Consider the following 14,780-nt stretch of genomic DNA (forward strand, 5'->3'; position numbering starts at 1 on the left):
GCCTTCGACAAGGTGTTCCCATGACCGACGACTCTCGCTCCGGCGTACCGCTTCTGATACCGCCCATCGTCGCCTCACCGGCCAAGCGTATCGAAGCCTTCGCCGGCGATCCGAATTTCATGACGTCGCTGGCCCGCGGCCTGGCGGTTGTGCACGCCTTCCAGGAGCGCAAGCGGCATCTGACCATCGCGCAGATCAGCCACCGCACCGAGATCCCGCGCGCCGCGGTGCGCCGTTGCTTGTACACCCTGATGAAGCTGGGTTATGCCACCACCGATGGCCGTACCTATTCGCTGCTGCCCAAGGTGCTGACCTTGGGGCATGCCTACCTGTCTTCCACCCCCTTGGCGGTTACCGCGCAGCCGATTCTCGATCGGTTGAGCGATCAGCTGCACGAGGCCTGCTCGATGGCCACGCTGGAAGGCGATGAGGTGCTGTACGTGGCGCGTTCGGCCACGCCGCAGCGGCTGATCTCCGTCGATCTCAGCGTCGGCAGCCGTCTGCCGGCCTATTGCACCTCCATGGGCCGGATTCTGTTGGCGGCTTTGGACGATGCGGCGCTGGACGATTATCTGGAGCATGCGGATCTGCAGATCAAGACCAGCCGCACCCTGCATACACCCGAGGCCATTCGTGCGGCGATCATGGAGATTCGTCAGCAGGGCTGGGTGATCATCGACCAGGAACTGGAGGTAGGCCTGCGCTCGCTGGCCGTGCCGCTGAAGGATTCGGCAGGGCAGGTGCTGGCGGCGCTCAATGTGGGGACCCACGCCGGACGTGTCAGTCGTCAGGAGCTGGAAACGCGCTTCCTGCCGGTGCTGCTGGAGGCAAGCAAGGAGTTGAGCACGCGGTTGTTTCACTGACTTCTTGGCGAGACTTCGGTCGAGACGTTGAAATCATTGTGTTCGATTATCGAACGATTAATCGATTATCGGATTGTTCCGCAGTGAGGCCGTGGTTAGTGTGGATTGCAGGCACCGAATACCGGGTGCAATTCCACAACCACAAGAGACTGATCCATGGCCGAGCTTCTTTCCCTTGGCGAAGCGATCGAGCGCTTCGTCAAGAATGGCGATACCGTCGCCCTCGAAGGTTTCACCCACCTGATTCCCACCGCTGCCGCCCACGAGCTCATCCGTCAGGACAAGAAGGACCTGACCCTGGTGCGCATGACGCCCGACCTGGTCTACGACCTGCTGATCGGTGCCGGTTGCGCGAAGAAGCTGATCTTCTCCTGGGGCGGCAATCCCGGCGTCGGCTCGCTGCACCGCCTGCGCGATGCGGTGGAAAAGCAGTGGCCGCAACCGCTGGAGATCGAAGAACACAGCCACGCCGATCTGGCCAACGCCTACGTCGCCGGCGCCTCGGGCCTGCCGTTCGCGGTGCTGCGCGCCTACCTTGGCTCAGACCTGCCAAAGGTCAATCCGATGATCAAGTTCATCGACTGCCCCTTCACCGGCGAGAAGCTGGCGGCGGTACCCAGCGTGCGCCCGGACGTCACTGTGATTCACGCTCAGAAGGCCGATCGCAAGGGCAACGTGCTGATCAGCGGCATCCTCGGCGTGCAGAAGGAAGCCGCGCTGGCGGCCAGACGCTGCATCGTCACCGTCGAGGAAATCGTCGACGACCTCGACGCGCCGATGAACGCCTGCGTGTTGCCGACCTGGGCGCTGAGCGCCGTCTGCCTGGTGCCGGGCGGAGCGCATCCGTCCTACGCCCATGGCTACTACCAGCGCGACAACCGCTTTTATCAGGCATGGGACCCGATTGCCCGCAGCCGCGAGTCCTTTACCGCCTGGATCGATGAATTCATCCGTGGTACCGCCGATTTCAGTGCATTCCAGGCCAAACTGGCCGCGCAGCAGGAGGCCCAGTGATGACCTACACCACCAACGAAATGATGACGGTGGCCGCTTCGCGTCGCCTCGGCAATGGCAGCGTCTGCTTCGTCGGCATCGGCCTGCCTTCCAAGGCTGCCAACCTGGCGCGCCTGACCCATGCGCCGGACGTGGTGCTGATCTACGAATCCGGCCCCATCGGTGCCAAGCCCTCGGTGCTGCCGCTGTCCATTGGCGATGGCGAACTGGCCGAGACCGCCGACACCGTGGTACCCACTGGCGAGATCTTTCGCTACTGGCTGCAGGGTGGGCGCATCGACGTCGGCTTTCTCGGCGCGGCGCAGGTCGACCGGTACGGCAATATCAACACCACGGTGATCGGCGACTATCACCAACCGAAAGTTCGCTTGCCAGGGGCGGGTGGGGCGCCGGAAATTGCCGGCTCGGCCAGGCAGGTGCTGATCATCCTCAAGCAGTCGCATCGCACCTTCGTCGACAAGCTGGCGTTCGTCACCTCGGTCGGTTTCGGGGAGGGCGGCGAGCACCGCAAGCAGCTCGGGCTGCCGGGCGAAGGGCCGGTGGGGATCATCACCGACCTGTGCATCATGGAGCCGGAAGCCGGCACCCATGAATTCGTGGTGACCTCGCTGCACCCGGGTGTGACCCGCGAGCAGGTGATCGAAAACACCGGCTGGGCGATTCGCTTCGCCGAGGATGTGGCCACCACCGAGGCGCCGCGTGCCGAGGAACTGCAGGCACTGCGCGCCCTGGAAGCACGCACCGCCGCCGCCCACGGACAATCTGGAGGTGACGAATGACACGTGAAGTCTTTATCTGCGACGCCGTCCGCACACCCATCGGCCGCTTCGGCGGCGGGCTGTCGGCGGTGCGGGCTGACGATCTGGCGTCCACGCCGATCCGGGCGCTGCTGGAGCGCAACCCGCAGCTCGATCCGGCGGCCATCGACGAGGTGTTCCTCGGCAGCGCCAACCAGGCTGGCGAGGACAACCGCAACGTCGCACGCATGGCCGCGCTGCTCGCCGGGTTGCCGGAAAGCGTGCCGGGCGTGACCCTCAATCGCCTCTGCGCTTCGGGCATGGATGCGGTAGGCAGCGCCTTTCGCGCCATCGCCAGTGGCGAGATCGAGCTGGCCATTGCCGGCGGCGTCGAGTCCATGTCCCGTGCGCCGTACGTCATGGGCAAGGCCGATAGCGCTTTCGGCCGCACGCAGAAAATCGAGGACACCACCATCGGCTGGCGCTTCATCAATCCCAGGATGAAGGAAATGTATGGCGTCGACGCCATGCCGGAGACCGCCGACAACGTCGCCGAAAAGTGGCAGGTCAGTCGAGAAGACCAGGACGCCTTCGCCCTGCGCAGCCAGCAGCGCACCGCCAAGGCGCAAGCCGCGGGCTTCTTCGCGGAGGAAATCGTGCCGGTGGTGATCAAGGGGCGCAAGGGCGACACGCTGATCGACACCGACGAGCATCCACGTCCGGACACCACTGCCGAGGCGCTGGCCAGGCTCAGGCCGATCAATGGCGCGGACAGGACCGTCACGGCCGGCAACGCTTCGGGCGTCAACGATGGTGCGGCGGCGATGATCCTGGCCAGCGCCGAAGCGGCGCAGAAGTACGGCCTGAAGCCGCGCGCCAGGGTGCTCGGCATGGCCAGCGCCGGCGTCGCGCCGCGCATCATGGGCTACGGTCCGGTGCCGGCGGTGCGCAAGCTGTGCGAGCGGCTGAACATCGCCGTGAATGATTTCGACGTGATCGAACTCAACGAAGCCTTTGCCGCTCAGGGCCTGGCCGTGACCCGCGACCTGGGCTTGGCGGACGATAGCGAGAAGGTGAATCCCAACGGCGGCGCCATTGCCCTGGGTCATCCGCTGGGCATGAGCGGCGCGCGCCTGGTGCTGACAGCGGTGCATGCGCTGGAAAAGTCCGGTGGCAGATTGGCTCTGGCGACCATGTGTGTCGGCGTGGGACAGGGCCTGGCGCTGGCGGTCGAACGGGTTGTGAGGTAGTGGTGGAAAAGTTTCACAGCGCTTCCACCCTGCGCCCGCCGAGTTCCTTCATTCGCACCCATAAGGATTTTTCCATGCCTACCGTGAAACTCGCCGATGGCGAACTGAATTACCGTCTCGAGGGCCCAGTCGATGCGCCGGTGCTGGTGCTCTCCAACTCGCTGGGTACCGATCTGCACATGTGGGATGCGCAGGTCCCGGCGTTCAGCGAGCATTTCCGCGTGCTGCGCTACGACACCCGGGGCCACGGCGGTTCGGCGGTCACGCCGGGGCCGTACAGCATCGAGCAGCTCGGGCAGGATGTGCTGGGCCTGGTCGACTCCCTCGGTATCGACCGTTTCGCCTTCTGCGGTCTGTCCATGGGCGGCCTGATCGGCCAGTGGCTGGGCATCAATGCCGGCGAGCGGCTGACGCGCCTGGTGATCTGCAACACCGGCGCGAAGATCGGCACCGACGAAGTCTGGAACGAACGCATCGATACCGTGCTCGAGGGCGGCGAACAGGCGATGCGCGACATGCGCGACGCCTCCATCGCGCGCTGGTTCACCCCGACGTTCGCCGAGCAGCAGCCGCTGCAGACCAGCCGCATCACCCAGATGATCGCCAGCACCTCGCCCGAGGGCTATGCCGCCAACTGCGCGGCGGTGCGCGACGCCGATTACCGCGAGCAGCTGGGTGCCATCCGGGTGCCGACGCTGATCGTCTGCGGCAGCAAGGACCCGGTGACCACGCCGGAGCACGGGCGTTTCCTGCAGGAACGCATTGCCGGTGCCGAACTGGCGGAGTTCGATGCGGCGCACCTCTCCAACGTCGAGGCAGGGGAGGCATACACGCGGCGCGTGCTGGATTTCCTGCGCGCCTGAGCGCTTCACTGCAGTCTGCGCCGCAAGCGCGCGGGCCATATCCGCCGTGGCTTTTGCTGCGGCGCCTTCTCCCTCGTCCGAATATCCACACCTCGGAAAGGCACCCTGGCCGCAATTCGCTGTCACTTTAGCTGACCCCTGACGCTCTGTTCGATTGAATCGGCGATAGCTCAGACGCCCCAGATGCCGCCATACCGGTACTGCTTCTTCCCCTGTCGGGTCGTTGCCACAACCGATTCGCGAGGTCTGGCGCAGAGCACGCATCGGTCATCGACAGCACAGGCACCGAAAACAGCAGCCAGCGCGCGGCCAGACGACGAGGAGATGTTCATGTTCGGATTGGAGGCTCTCGAGCTTGCGCGAATCCAGTTCGCCTTCACCATTTCTTTTCACATCATCTTCCCGGCCATCACCATCGGCCTGGCCAGTTACCTGGCGGTGCTGGAAGGCCTGTGGCTGAAAACCCAGCGCCCGCTCTATCGCGATCTCTACCATTTCTGGATGAAGATATTCGCGGTCAACTTCGGCATGGGGGTGGTCTCGGGCATCGTCATGGCCTACCAGTTCGGCACCAACTGGAGCGCCTTTTCGGAGTTCGCCGGTAGCGTTACCGGCCCCTTGCTGACTTACGAGGTGCTGACGGCATTCTTCCTCGAAGCGGGTTTTCTCGGCGTCATGCTGTTCGGCTGGAACCGCGTCGGCCCGGGCCTGCATTTCTTCGCCACGGTGATGGTGGCGCTCGGCACGCTGATCTCTACCTTCTGGATTCTGGCGTCCAACAGCTGGATGCATACGCCTCAGGGCCACGAGATCATCGACGGCATCGTGGTGCCGGTGGACTGGTTGGCGGTGATCTTCAACCCGTCCTTCCCGTATCGCCTCACCCACATGGCGATCGCGGCGTTTCTCGCCACGGCTTTCATGGTGGGGGCGTCGGCGGCCTGGCACCTGCTGCGCGGCCGGGACAATCCGGCGATTCGCAAGATGCTCTCGATGGCCATGTGGATGGCGCTGATCGTGGCGCCGATCCAGGCCCTGGTGGGTGACTTCCACGGGCTCAATACGCTGGAGCATCAGCCGGCGAAGATCGCCGCGATGGAGGGGCACTGGGACAACTCTTCCGGTGAGCCGACGCCGTTGCTGCTGTTCGGCTGGCCCGACATGGAGCGCGAGGAAACACTCTACAAGGTCGAGATTCCCTACCTCGGTAGCCTGATTCTGCAACACAGCCTGACCGAGCAGGTGCCGGCGCTGAACGAGTTCCCTCCCGAGGATCGCCCCAACGCGACGATCGTCTTCTGGACGTTCCGTATCATGGTCGCGCTGGGTCTGCTGATGATCGCCACCGGCCTCTGGAGCCTGTGGCTGCGCCGTGGCGATCGGCTGTTTCATTCCCGCGCCTTCCTGCGGCTGGTGCTCTGGATGGGCCCCTCGGGGCTGATCGCGATTCTCGCCGGCTGGTTCACCACCGAAATCGGCCGTCAGCCATGGGTCGTCTACGGGCTGATGCGCACCGCCGACGCCGTGTCCAATCACGGCGCCGAACAGCTTGGCTTGACGCTGGCGCTGTTCGTGCTGATCTATTTCGCGGTGTTCGGCGTGGGCTTCGTTTACGTGTTGCGCCTGATCGGCAAGGGCCCGGTCATGGACGAAGGCAAGGAGACCGGTATCGGCGGACCGGGTCAGAAACGCACGCCGGCACGGCCCATCTCGGCCGCCGACGAGGCGATTGCGCACGAGCATGGTGACCAACTGGGCGAGGGGAATTGAGCATGGGTGTCGATCTTTCGCTGATCTGGGCCGTGATCATCATCTTCGGCATCATGATGTACGTGGTCATGGACGGGTTCGACCTGGGTATAGGCATTCTTTTCCCGTTCATCCGCGACGAGTCCGACCGCGATGTGGCGATGAACACCGTGGCACCGGTCTGGGACGGCAACGAGACCTGGCTGGTGCTCGGTGGGGCGGGGTTGTTCGCGGCATTCCCGCTGGCCTATTCGGTGGTGCTGTCGGCGCTGTACCTGCCGATCATCTTCATGCTGATGGGGCTGATATTTCGCGGCGTGGCCTTCGAGTTCCGCTTCAAGGCCAGCAAGGCGCGCCAGCACGTCTGGGACAAGGCCTTCATCGGTGGTTCGCTGGTGGCGACTTTCTTCCAAGGCGTTGCATTGGGGGCGTTCATCCACGGCTTTCCGGTCGCCGACAGGGCATATGCTGGGGGGGCGCTGGACTGGCTGACGCCGTTCTCGGTGTTCTGCGGGCTGGCGCTGATCGTCGCCTATGCCTTGCTGGGCTGCACGTGGCTGATCATGAAGACTGTCGGCGACCTGCAGAAGCGCATGCACGACCTGGGGCCGCCACTGGTCTGGGCGGTGCTGCTGGTCACCGGGATCGTCAGCCTGTGGACGCCGCTGACGCATCCGGCGATCGCCGAGCGCTGGTTCAGCATGCCCAACCTCATCCTGTTCATGCCGGTGCCGATCCTGGTGCTGCTGTGTGCCTTCGGGCTGCTGCGGGCGATTGCCCGTTACGCTCACTACACACCGTTCCTGTTCACCCTGGCGCTGATTTTCCTTGGTTACAGTGGCCTGGGCATCAGCCTCTGGCCCAACATCATCCCGCCGGACGTGAGTATCTGGGAGGCTGCCTCGCCGCCTGAAAGCCAGGGGTTCACGCTGGTGGGCGCGCTGCTGATCATTCCGCTGATTCTCATGTACACGGCCTGGAGCTACTACGTGTTCCGCGGCAAGGTGAGTGCCGACGATGGCTACCACTGAGCGACCTCGCGGCTCCGAAACGGCGCAACCCGCCAGCCGAGCGCCCGAAACGGGTGCACCGCCGGTCAGACCGTTATGGCAGCGACTGACCTGGCTGGTGGTGATCTGGGCGGCCAGCGTGATGGCGCTCGGCGCACTGGCCTGGGGGATTCGCCAGTTCATGCAGGCGGCGGGGCTGAGTACACCCTGACTGGCGACGAGCGGCTGCGGCCGGTCATCGTTCGTTCATCTTCTGTGGTTAGGTTCTGGCATGCACATTGAATGATGCAGACCAGCTCCCAGCAGAGGACTCTCCGATGGACGATTACCAGGACGAAATTCTCGAATGGCACGCCGCGCAGCAGGATTATCCGGAGCCTGCCGAGGATGCCTTCGAGCTCTGATATTCACTGCTAGCTCTGCTCGATCCGCCGTTGCGCGCGACGGTATTCGCCCGGCGTCTGGCCGCTCCAGCGTTTGAAGGCACGTTGAAAGGCTTCCGCCGACGAGAACCCGAGCAGCCAGGCTATCTCGCCGAAGGCCGATTCGGTGTCGCGGATATAGGCCATGGCCAGGTCTCGGCGAGTGTCGTTGAGAATCTCGCGGTAGCTGGTGCCTTCCTCGGCCAACTTGCGTCTCAGCGTCCAGACCGGCAACTTCAGCCGCTCGGCGAGCTGCGGCAGATCGGGCTCGTGCCCCTTGAGCAAGGGGCCGAGCAGCTGCGTCATGCGTTCGCGCAAACTGCGCGTGCGGGTGCGCTGCTCGAGTTCGGCTTCGCACAGCTCCAGCAGGTGATGCCAGGTGCCGGGGCAATGCTCGGGATTGCGCAGCGCCAGCATGGTCTTGTCCAGCCGCAGCTGGTTGCCCGCCGCGGCAAATTCCACCGGACAGCCGAACAGCGCCTCGTAACGCAGCGCGTGATCCGGCTCGTCGAACTCTATCCGTACCAGCGTCGGCCGTACCGGTTGTGCAGCGATTGCGCTCAATTGGCTGATCCAGCTGGCCAGCACGGTATCGACGACGAAACGGTTGTAGGCGTTGTAGGGGCTGATGGAATAGAAGCGCAGCCAGGCGCCTGTCGCATCCTCCTCGAAGGCCGAGCTGCCGCGATAATTCGAGGCATACAACGGTTCGAAACGGATCAGCGCGCGTGCCGCCTCGCGCACCGTAGGTGCCTGGGCCGCGGTAACGCCGGCCAGGCCGACATGGGGCGGGGTTTGCAATCGCCCCATTTCCAGCCCTAGCGCAGGGTCGCCGGCCAGCTGGATCGCGGCATGACCCAGGCGCATGTAGCGCGGGATCGAGAGCCTGGCACGGGGTTCGGCGAGTCTCGCGGCATCCAGCCCATAGGCTTCCAGCAACGGCTGCGGATCGAGCTGCTTTTCCCGCAGCGCGGCGCTCAGGCTGTGCACGAAGCCCACCGAAAGATCGCCCAGCCTGACGCGCATCATGGGCGTGCCTGCAGCCAGCGGTTGTGCAGCTGCACCGGCGGGCCGTGACGGTGTCGTGCCGGTTGCCGCGGCGAACCGACCAGATTCCACGGCATACCGAGGGTGTGGACTTTCAGGCGTGGCGTAATGCCTGCCGGTTCCAGCGCGTTCGGGCAGCTGGATTCAGGGTCTGCCAGGGCGCCGGGCATCACGATGAAGTCGGCATCCTCCGGTGGGGCCTGCCGATAGCCGTCGCAGCCGAGCGCTACCGCGAGCCTGCCGGCCGCTGTGTCCAGCGTGACGGCGCGCCTGTTCCCGGGTGCTTCGCTGTAACGGCGTTCGTAACGGCTGAGCGCGTACTTGTACTGCAACGGGCCGATGGGCTGGCCCTGGTGATCGAAGGTCAGGCTGACCTGCCGCAACGGCCCCGTTCCCACGTGCAGGCGCTGTCGTTCCAGATGGGGTTCGGGCAACACGATGGAGCCGGCCACCAGGGTGACCGCGTAGTCCCTGGCCAGGCCACCAAAGATCGTCTGGTAGTCCTCGGCCATCCGCCCGGCCTTGATGCGCAGGACTGCCTCGGTGCGGCGGTCCTTGCTCTGGTTGTCGAGCAAGGCGCGCAGGAACTTCCAGGGGTTGCCCAGCGCGGTCCATTGCATGGCGTCGCGCAGGCTGCGGGCCTGTTGCACTTCAGCCCGCTCGCCGAGCGCGAAGAGGCCGGTGCCGACATGTTCTGGAAGCACCACGATCGTTCTTTCATTCAGCAGTCCGGCAGCGCGGGCCTGTTCGAGGTAGGTGGCGAAGCGCATGTGCAGGCGTTCTCGGCTCTGGTAGTCGGCCGGGAGCAGCTTCACCTCAATGGCCAGCAGGTTGCCCGCGTCGCCGGGAGTACCTTCGTTCTCGATGGGCAGCGTGCGCAGGTCGGACAGTAACGGGCCGCTGCGGCGGTCCTGGGTCCAGACGAGGTAAGTCGCCAGCGCCACGGCGCCCAGTACGAAGGGAACGAGCAGTTTGAAGGTGCTACGCATGATTCGAGGCTGCGCTGAATGAGCGGGCAGGTTAGGCAAACCTTTTGGCTTTGCCAAGCTTTCTGCTCTGTACGATCAGTTGGTTGTCGTTTTCGATCATTGAGCGGGCCGCGGTTGCTGTCTATCGTCCCGGCATACCGACCGTCATCCGACGAGATGCGGCAATCAAACCGTAGAAAGCCTGGCACTGCTGCCGTGCCGCCTGAGCGAGGAAGAACGAAGATGAGCGCCTTTCCACACCTGCTGGCTCCGCTGGACCTGGGGTTCACCACACTGCGCAATCGTACGCTGATGGGTTCGATGCACACCGGCCTCGAAGAAATGCCAAACGGCTTCGAGCGCATGGCTGCCTTCTTCGCCGAGCGCGCACGGGGTGGGGTCGGGCTGATCGTCACCGGCGGCGTCGGTCCCAACGAGGAAGGCTCGGTACGTGCCGGGGCGGCCAAGCTTTCGACCGCCGAAGAGGCCGCAGAGCACAAGGTGGTCACCCAGGCGGTGCACGAAGCGGGTGGCAAGATCTGCATGCAGATCCTGCACGCTGGCCGCTACGCCTACAGCCCGCAGCTGGTGGCGCCGAGCGCCATCCAGGCGCCGATCAACCCCTTCACGCCGCGCGAGCTGGACGAGGAGGGCATCGAGAAGCAGATCCGCGACTTCGTCAACTGCGCCAGCCTGGCGAAGGAGGCGGGTTACGACGGCGTGGAAATCATGGGTTCGGAAGGCTACTTCATCAACCAGTTCCTGGTCGCCCATACCAACCATCGCAGCGATCGCTGGGGCGGCAGCTACGAGAATCGCATGCGCCTCCCGGTGGAAATCGTGCGCCGTGTGCGCGAAGCGGTGGGGGCGGAGTTCATCATCATCTATCGCCTGTCCATGCTCGACCTGATCGAGGGCGGCAGCACTTGGGACGAGGTCGTGGTGCTGGCCAAGGCCATCGAGCAGGCTGGCGCCACGCTGATCAATACCGGCATCGGCTGGCACGAGGCGCGCATCCCGACCATCGCCACCAAGGTGCCGCGCGCGGCGTTCACCAAGGTCACGGCGAAACTGCGCGGCGAGGTGAAGATTCCGCTGGTGACCACCAACCGCATCAATACGCCCGAAGTCGCCGAGCAGGTGCTGGCCGAGGGCGATGCCGACATGGTGTCCATGGCGCGGCCCTTCCTGGCTGATCCGGATTTCGTCAACAAGGCGGCAGCCGACCGCAGCGACACCATCAATACCTGCATCGGCTGCAACCAGGCATGCCTGGACCATACCTTCAGCGGCAAGCTGACGACCTGTCTGGTCAACCCGCGCGCCTGTTATGAAACCGAGCTGAACTACATTCCGACCCAGTCGGTGAAGAAGATCGCGGTAGTCGGCGCGGGTCCTGCGGGCCTGTCCGCCGCCACGGTTGCCGCCGAGCGCGGCCATCAGGTGACACTGTTCGATTCGGCCAGCGAAATCGGCGGCCAGTTCAACGTCGCCAAGCGCGTCCCCGGCAAGGAAGAGTTCTACGAAACCCTGCGTTACTTCAACAGCAAGTTGCAGAGCAGCGGCGTCGATCTGCGACTGAACACCCGGGTCAGCGCCGCCGAGCTGCAGGCTGGCGGGTATGACGAGGTCATCCTCGCCACAGGTATCGTCCCGCGTACGCCGGACATCCCCGGCATCGAGCATCCCAAGGTGATCAGCTACCTCGACGCGATTCTCCAGCGCAAACCGGTGGGGCAGCGCGTGGCGGTGATCGGTGCCGGTGGCATCGGCTTCGATGTCAGCGAATTCATCACCCATGATGGCGAATCCACCAGCCTGGATCGCGAAGCATTCTGGAAGGAGTGGGGCATCGACCTGGGGCTGGAGGCGCGTGGCGGTGTCGCAGGCGTCAGGCCCGCACCGCATGCGCCGGCGCGCCAGGTGTATCTGCTGCAGCGCAAGAAATCCAAGGTAGGCAACGGCCTGGGCAAGACCACCGGCTGGATTCACCGCACCGGGCTGAAGAACAAGCAGGTGCAGATGATCAGCGCCGTGGAATATCTCAAGGTCGACGACGAAGGGCTGCACCTGCGCATTGCCGAGGGCGAACCCCAGGTGCTGCCGGTGGACACGGTCATCGTCTGCGCCGGCCAGGACCCGTTGCGCGAGCTGCAGGCCGAGCTCGAGCAGGCTGGTCTTCCCGTGCACCTCGTCGGTGGTGCGGATGTCGCCGCCGAGCTGGATGCCAAGCGTGCGATCAACCAGGGCTCGCGCCTCGCCGCGCAACTCTGAGCTGGCGCCGTTTCGGTCGCAGGCAGGCTGAAACGTCTGTCTGCGCCATCACAGTTTCCCCGCGCCGCCCGACGAACCACCGGAACGACCGGGGGCGCTGCCAACGGAGTCACATTGCCCGTCCGGACTTTTCTCCTAAACTTGCCCCGACATAGTTACAGCGCCTGCTGTTGAAACGGTTTGCCTGCCTTGCCAGGTCGACTTCATCCGTTGCTCGGCTGTTTCAGGCAATTGCGGCTCGGTGAGCCAGAGGGGATATCGGACATGCAGATCAAACCGCAGACGGTCGAGGCCGTACTGTTCTTCAATGACGGCGGTATCTGCAAGGAGATGTTGTACCCGGAGTTCGAAGCCATACTCGACGGCGTGGTGAACTTGCCGGAGTACGCCGACCAGCAGATGCGCGCCGTTTATGTGCTGGTCAACGGACGCCTGCAGGTTCGTGCGGCGGTGTTCTTCTACCTGGATTTCAACGAGGACGGCTCGGCGGACAGCGGCTGGAACATCCCGCTGCGCAGCCTCGCCGAGCGGAGCGGACGCGGTCCGGACCTGGGCGGCGGCGCGATACGCCTGGCCTGCCGCAGCCAATGTCCGGTTTCCTGGCAGCAGATGCATCTCTGGGACCCGGAGCTGACCTCGGGAAACAACCATTTCGCGCTGTTGCGCGACCGTATCAAGCGCAACCAGCTGGGTCTGCTGGTCGAGGAAGAAGTGCCCCAGGCAGTGCCGACCGATCGCCTGCAGGTGGTCGCCGAGGAAACCTGGTACGCGCCGGCCCAAGCCGCCAAGGTCGCGGCCGTGAAGGCGGAGAAGCTCCAGCAGGAGCAGCGACTCAAGGCGGCTCAGTTGATCAAGCAGCAGCGCGCGCGCATCGCCAGCCTGGAGCAATTGCGTGAAGCGGATATCGCCAAGCTGCGCGCACTTGCCGCGGAACAACAGGAGCGCCTGCAGCAGGAGATTCACGAGTTACAGGAGCGTCTGCGGCAGCAGGAAGAGCTCAATGCAGATCTGCAGGCGCAACTGATTGGCCAGACGGACAGCTTCCGCAAGCATCGTGAGGAGCTGAGCCAGCAACTGCGCATGCTCGAGCGCAACGGTCGCGCCGAAGCCGAAGCGGCTCGTGCCGCATTCGCGAGCGAAACCCGTGAGCAGGTCGAAGCGGCGGTGGCCGAACTCAAGGAACAGATCGCCATCCGCGACGTGGAGCTGGCCTACCGCAACGAGCTCGATACCCAGTTGCAGGAGGAAATCGAGCAGCTCACGCAGGCGCGGGACAAACTGGCTGCAAACAGCGCCGAGCGAGTGCTCGAGCAACTTTCAGGGCAGGGCGTGCAGTTCATGGCCTATCACCCCGGCGCCGGACACCTGACCATCGCCTTGCACGACATCGCCACCTATCAGAAGAACCCGCTGGCCTATGCCGCTGCCAGGTGCGCTGTCTCGGAGGAGCAGTATCGGCAATGGCTGCAGCATTATCAGGAGCCCAGTTGCGTGGCCAAGTTGGCGAGCGGCGAGCGCTGCGCAATGCCGCTGGACAAGATCGACAGTCCTGGCCGTTTCGTCGTCGGTGAGACCAACTGCTGCGCTCGCCACCGGGCGCGGGATCGGTTGCGCACCGGCAGTTGAGTGCCTTGGTCTCGAGCGCTCCCTTCGACCTGCCATCGGCTCCGCTTCAGTTGCTGACGCTCGACTGGCTACAGCAGGCCGGTGTCGAGGTCGCCGTACTGCGCCTGGATCGGGTCGATCCCGAACTGTCCGGCAACAAGTGGTACAAGCTTTCTCATCATCTCGCGGCTGCTCGTGAAGCGGGTTGCCCGGGCCTGCTCAGCCTGGGCGGACCTCATTCCAATCATCTGCACGCGCTGGCGGCTGCCGGCCGCCGCTACGGATTGTCCACGGTCGGCCTGCTACGGGGCACCGAGCAGTTGACGCCGACAGTGGCGGATCTGCTCGAATTCGGCATGCAGCTGCACTGGCTGGGTTATGGCGGCTACCGCGCGCGCCATCGGGACGATTTCTGGACGCCATGGCTGGAATGCTACCCGGGCTACCGCTGTGTTCCCGAGGGCGGCGGCGGGCTGGTCGGGGCGTTGGGCTGTATTCCGCTGGTCGCGCAGCTCGACGCTCAACTGGGTGAACTGGGTTGGAGCGACCACCACGGCTGGTGGCTCGCCGCCGGCACCGGTACGACGCTGGCGGGTCTGGTCATCGGCGAGGAAGGGCGACGCCCGGTTTTCGGTGCGCTGGCGGGACCGCCCTCGCATGCGGTTGCCCGGCAGCTCGGCAACCTGTTGGGCGAAGCAGGGATGCCGGACGGCGGCTACCTGTTGCTTGATGCCAGTCGCGGCGGTTTCGGTCGTTTCGACAGTGCCCTGATCAGCTTCCTGAAGGAGACCGAACACGCCAGCGGCATCCCGCTGGAGCCCGTCTACACGGCAAAAGCCATGATGGCGTTGCGCCTCTACGTGGAGGGCGGTTATTTTTCCCGGGGTACCCGACTCGTCTTCGTCCATACCGGCGGCCTGCAAGGCCGGCGTGCTGCCCTGGCGCAGTGGCCGAGTTGAGTACCGACCGATCGTTTCT

The 14,780-nt window shown here is 64.6% G+C and carries 14 protein-coding genes; 12 read left to right on the top strand and 2 right to left on the bottom strand.

What is annotated here, in order from left to right:
- Positions 1–20: 20 nt before the first annotated feature.
- The 9 genes from EA795_RS18450 (at position 21) to EA795_RS21530 (ending at position 7,890) form a co-directional block, all read left to right on the top strand.
- Positions 21–863, top strand: coding sequence for an IclR family transcriptional regulator domain-containing protein (locus tag EA795_RS18450; RefSeq protein WP_122078861.1), 843 nt, complete (start codon positions 21–23; stop codon positions 861–863).
- Positions 864–1,019: 156 nt separating this feature from the next.
- Entirely contained in the window at positions 1,020–1,877 is an 858-nt protein-coding gene (locus EA795_RS18455; RefSeq protein ID WP_122078863.1) for a CoA transferase subunit A, read from the top strand.
- Positions 1,874–2,656, top strand: a complete 783-nt coding sequence (locus tag EA795_RS18460; protein ID WP_122078865.1) for a CoA-transferase subunit beta — start codon at positions 1,874–1,876, stop codon at positions 2,654–2,656. The genes EA795_RS18455 and EA795_RS18460 overlap by 4 nt, the downstream gene beginning before the upstream one ends.
- Positions 2,653–3,864 carry a 3-oxoadipyl-CoA thiolase gene (pcaF, locus tag EA795_RS18465; RefSeq protein WP_122078866.1) on the top strand — a complete coding sequence of 404 codons (1,212 nt, stop codon included), beginning with the start codon at positions 2,653–2,655 and terminating at the stop codon, positions 3,862–3,864. The genes EA795_RS18460 and pcaF overlap by 4 nt, the downstream gene beginning before the upstream one ends.
- Positions 3,865–3,938: 74 nt before the next feature.
- Positions 3,939–4,727 carry a 3-oxoadipate enol-lactonase gene (gene pcaD, locus EA795_RS18470; protein ID WP_122078908.1) on the top strand — a complete coding sequence of 263 codons (789 nt, stop codon included), beginning with the start codon at positions 3,939–3,941 and terminating at the stop codon, positions 4,725–4,727.
- Between the two features lie 330 nt (positions 4,728–5,057).
- Positions 5,058–6,497, top strand: coding sequence for a cytochrome ubiquinol oxidase subunit I (locus EA795_RS18475; protein WP_065983447.1), 1,440 nt, complete (start codon positions 5,058–5,060; stop codon positions 6,495–6,497).
- A gap of 2 nt (positions 6,498–6,499) precedes the next feature.
- On the top strand, positions 6,500–7,507 hold the full coding sequence (cydB, locus tag EA795_RS18480; RefSeq protein WP_122078868.1) for a cytochrome d ubiquinol oxidase subunit II: 1,008 nt from the start codon (positions 6,500–6,502) through the stop codon (positions 7,505–7,507).
- Positions 7,494–7,697 (top strand): DUF2474 domain-containing protein, encoded by a 204-nt coding sequence (locus tag EA795_RS21240; protein ID WP_058074958.1) that lies wholly within the window; start codon positions 7,494–7,496, stop codon positions 7,695–7,697. The genes cydB and EA795_RS21240 overlap by 14 nt, the downstream gene beginning before the upstream one ends.
- 67 nt (positions 7,698–7,764) lie before the next feature.
- Positions 7,765–7,890: a hypothetical protein gene (locus tag EA795_RS21530; RefSeq protein WP_256670929.1), complete on the top strand. Its 126-nt coding sequence runs from the start codon at positions 7,765–7,767 to the stop codon at positions 7,888–7,890.
- A 9-nt stretch (positions 7,891–7,899) separates the two neighbouring features.
- Here the strand turns inward: EA795_RS21530 and EA795_RS18490 are convergent, their stop codons facing one another.
- Together EA795_RS18490 and EA795_RS18495 are read right to left on the bottom strand one after the other, a co-directional pair.
- Positions 7,900–8,937, bottom strand: coding sequence for an AraC family transcriptional regulator (locus EA795_RS18490; RefSeq protein ID WP_058076687.1), 1,038 nt, complete (start codon positions 8,935–8,937; stop codon positions 7,900–7,902).
- Positions 8,934–9,944 (bottom strand): carbon-nitrogen hydrolase family protein, encoded by a 1,011-nt coding sequence (locus tag EA795_RS18495; protein ID WP_122078870.1) that lies wholly within the window; start codon positions 9,942–9,944, stop codon positions 8,934–8,936. Before EA795_RS18495 ends, EA795_RS18490 begins: the two co-directional genes overlap by 4 nt.
- A gap of 222 nt (positions 9,945–10,166) precedes the next feature.
- On the opposite strand from EA795_RS18495, the gene EA795_RS18500 reads away from it, so the two are divergent.
- The 3 genes from EA795_RS18500 (at position 10,167) to EA795_RS18510 (ending at position 14,761) form a co-directional block, all read left to right on the top strand.
- Positions 10,167–12,197, top strand: a complete 2,031-nt coding sequence (locus EA795_RS18500) for an NADPH-dependent 2,4-dienoyl-CoA reductase (RefSeq protein ID WP_122078872.1) — start codon at positions 10,167–10,169, stop codon at positions 12,195–12,197.
- 264 nt (positions 12,198–12,461) lie between these two features.
- Positions 12,462–13,823, top strand: a complete 1,362-nt coding sequence (locus tag EA795_RS18505; protein WP_122078873.1) for a chromosome partitioning protein ParA — start codon at positions 12,462–12,464, stop codon at positions 13,821–13,823.
- Complete coding sequence (locus EA795_RS18510) at positions 13,820–14,761, top strand: 1-aminocyclopropane-1-carboxylate deaminase/D-cysteine desulfhydrase (protein WP_205891502.1); 942 nt, start codon at positions 13,820–13,822, stop codon at positions 14,759–14,761. Before EA795_RS18505 ends, EA795_RS18510 begins: the two co-directional genes overlap by 4 nt.
- The last annotated feature ends 19 nt before the right edge of the window (positions 14,762–14,780 follow it).

Source organism: Stutzerimonas nitrititolerans, assembly GCF_003696285.1.
Taxonomy (GTDB): domain Bacteria; phylum Pseudomonadota; class Gammaproteobacteria; order Pseudomonadales; family Pseudomonadaceae; genus Stutzerimonas; species Stutzerimonas nitrititolerans.

Bases quoted from the DNA above. Each gene is read 5' to 3' on its own strand.
- EA795_RS18450 (WP_122078861.1), top strand. From the start codon at position 21: ATGACCGACGACTCTCGCTCCGGCGTACCGCTTCTGATACCGCCCATC.
- EA795_RS18455 (WP_122078863.1), top strand. From the start codon at position 1,020: ATGGCCGAGCTTCTTTCCCTTGGCGAAGCGATCGAGCGCTTCGTCAAG.
- pcaF (WP_122078866.1), top strand. From the start codon at position 2,653: ATGACACGTGAAGTCTTTATCTGCGACGCCGTCCGCACACCCATCGGC.
- pcaD (WP_122078908.1), top strand. From the start codon at position 3,939: ATGCCTACCGTGAAACTCGCCGATGGCGAACTGAATTACCGTCTCGAG.
- EA795_RS18475 (WP_065983447.1), top strand. From the start codon at position 5,058: ATGTTCGGATTGGAGGCTCTCGAGCTTGCGCGAATCCAGTTCGCCTTC.
- cydB (WP_122078868.1), top strand. From the start codon at position 6,500: ATGGGTGTCGATCTTTCGCTGATCTGGGCCGTGATCATCATCTTCGGC.
- EA795_RS21240 (WP_058074958.1), top strand. From the start codon at position 7,494: ATGGCTACCACTGAGCGACCTCGCGGCTCCGAAACGGCGCAACCCGCC.
- EA795_RS18490 (WP_058076687.1), bottom strand. From the start codon at position 8,937: ATGATGCGCGTCAGGCTGGGCGATCTTTCGGTGGGCTTCGTGCACAGC.
- EA795_RS18495 (WP_122078870.1), bottom strand. From the start codon at position 9,944: ATGCGTAGCACCTTCAAACTGCTCGTTCCCTTCGTACTGGGCGCCGTG.
- EA795_RS18500 (WP_122078872.1), top strand. From the start codon at position 10,167: ATGAGCGCCTTTCCACACCTGCTGGCTCCGCTGGACCTGGGGTTCACC.
- EA795_RS18505 (WP_122078873.1), top strand. From the start codon at position 12,462: ATGCAGATCAAACCGCAGACGGTCGAGGCCGTACTGTTCTTCAATGAC.